Below are 2160 nucleotides of genomic sequence, written 5' to 3' on the forward strand. Positions count from 1 at the left end.
GGCTTGGCCTGCCCGGCTCCCGGGCGGCCTTCGCGCTCGAGCTCCGGCCACCCGGCTCGGCGGCACGCCGCTCGCGCGATGCGGGCGCTCCCTCCACTGGCCGGTCTCCGGGTCATCCAGGAGGCACGGAAGCCGGTCTCGTCCGCCTCGTCGTCCTGCTGCGGAGCACCCTGGCGGGAGCTCATGTACCAGGCGGGCGTGCGGACCGAGGAGCCGGGGCCCTCGGTGTCCTGCCGCCGGGTGACACGGGCGGACAGCGAGCCGCCGGAGGCGGAGGGGCGCTGCGCCTTCGGGTCCCATCGGGTGGCGAGCCACCAGACGAGCAGGCCGACGCCGGCCAGGCCGGCCAGGGCGGTGAGGCCGCCGCCGGCGACCACGGTGGCGGTCAGTCCGACGCCGGAGAACAGCGAGACCAGCCCCACGCCGCCCACGGCGGCCACTCCCACGCCGGCGCCGAGAGATCCCGGCGGCGCAGCTGGGCGTACAGCACCCGGCCGTCCGGACCGGGCAGGACCGTCCAGGCGGCGGCGTAGGCCAGCAGGGCCAGGCCCGCCGAGAGCAGGCACGCCGCGGCGAAGACGCCCCCGCACCAGCAGCGGGTCGAGTCCGTAGCGAGTGGCGACGCCCCCGAGGGAGCCCGAGACCCAGGGCTGCTCCGTGCGGGTCACACCCCAGGAGCGCACGGGGCGGCGCAGCCAGCCCGGGAGGGCGGACAGGCCGTCCGCGGGCCCCGGCTGGGTGCCGGCGGCGAAGGCGTCGGCGGTCGGATCGGCGGTCTGGTCGGCGTAGGGGTGCTGGTGGGAGGGCATGGCTCCATCCTCCCGCGGGGCATGGTCGGGGCACATCCGGGGAATCCCGGAACCCGTCCCGGATGTGCGCCCCGGCCAGGACCGGGCAGGATGGGGACATGCAGAACCCTCCCGCGCCCCGCGCGCGCCCGCCGCTGATGCGCCACCGCACGGACCGTCCTGTGGCCGGCGTGTGCGCGGGCCTGGCCCGGCACCTCGAGCTGCCGGTGGGCTGGGTGCGTCTCGGCATGGTGGGCCTGGCCCTGACCGGCGGCGTGGGGCTGGCGCTCTATGCCTGGCTGTGGCTCCTCCTGCCCGAGGAGCGTGCCGACGGCACGGTGGACCAGGCGCCGGAGGCCCGGCAGCTGATGGAGACCGCCGTGACCCGGCTGCGGGAGGTCGGCTGGCCCGCCGTGCTCGGGGTGGCCGTGGCGGCCGTGGCCGCGCTGCTGCTGGTGCAGGCGCTCGGTGCAGAGGTGGACTGGGACGCCGCCGCCCCGGTCGGCATCCTGGCGATCGGCCTCGGCCTGGCATGGATGCAGGCGGACACGGCCGCCGAGCCCGGACGCCGCCGTCGGCATGTGGCTGCGCCTCGGCCTCGGCACGGCACTGGTGATGGTCTCCGTGCTGGCGCTCGCCGTGGACGCCGCCGGCCCGGGGACCCGTCTGGCTGGGCCTGCTCCTGGCCGTGGCCCTGCTGGCCGGCCTGGCGCTCGTGGCCGCCCCGTTCGTGCTGGGCTGGGTGACCCGTCGGGAGCGGGAGCGCACGGCGTTCGCCGTGCAGACCGAGCGCGCGGAGATCGCCGCCCACCTGCACGACTCGGTCCTGCAGTCCCTGGCCCTGATCCAGCGCCGCGCCGCGGACCCGGAGACGGTGGCCCGGGTGGCACGTGCCCAGGAGCGTGAGCTGCGTGCCTACCTGTTCGACGACCCCGCCCGGGACCCGGACACCCTCTCCGAGGCGCTGCGCCGAGCGGCGGGCGAGGTGGAGGACGTGTACGGCAGGCGCATCGAGGTGGTCGCGGTCGGGGACGCCGAGGGGGAGTGGCTCGAGCCGCTGGTGGCCGCCTCCCGCGAGGCCATGGCCAACGCCGCCCGCCACGCCGGAGACGCCCAGGTCTACGCCGAGGTCCTCGAGGACGAGGACGGCGCGGCCCAGGGGGTGGAGGTCTTCGTCCGGGACCGCGGCCACGGTTTCGACCCGGACCGGGTGCCGGCTGACCGGCACGGCGTCCGCGAGTCCCTGCGCGGCAGGATGGAACGGGCCGGAGGGGCGGTCCGCATCCGCTCCTCCGCCGCCGGCACGGAGGTCCACCTGCACCTCGACGCCCCCTCGGACCGGTCTGCCGAGGCCGGCACGGCCGAGGCCCGG

The 2160-nt window shown here is 77.4% G+C and carries 3 protein-coding genes; 2 read left to right on the forward strand and 1 reads right to left on the reverse strand.

All coding sequences use genetic code 11. The features are described from left to right. A partial coding sequence (locus AC2W7A_RS11785) for a hypothetical protein (RefSeq protein ID WP_485991509.1) occupies positions 1-809 on the reverse strand: 809 nt, incomplete at its 3' end. A gap of 98 nt (positions 810-907) precedes the next feature. Here AC2W7A_RS11785 and AC2W7A_RS11790 point away from each other — a divergent pair. Beyond that, on the forward strand, positions 908-1534 hold the full coding sequence (locus AC2W7A_RS11790) for a PspC domain-containing protein (protein WP_485991510.1): 627 nt from the start codon (positions 908-910) through the stop codon (positions 1532-1534). Continuing rightward, positions 1477-2160: sensor histidine kinase (locus AC2W7A_RS11795; RefSeq protein WP_485991511.1), on the forward strand; the 684-nt coding region annotated here is incomplete at its 3' end. The genes AC2W7A_RS11790 and AC2W7A_RS11795, both read left to right, overlap by 58 nt.

Source organism: Micrococcus sp. LASM2_SD2 (assembly GCF_057364565.1).

Coding starts and splice junctions, on each gene's coding strand:
- AC2W7A_RS11790 (WP_485991510.1), top strand. CDS start 908: ATGCAGAACCCTCCCGCGCCCCGCGCGCGCCCGCCGCTGATGCGCCAC.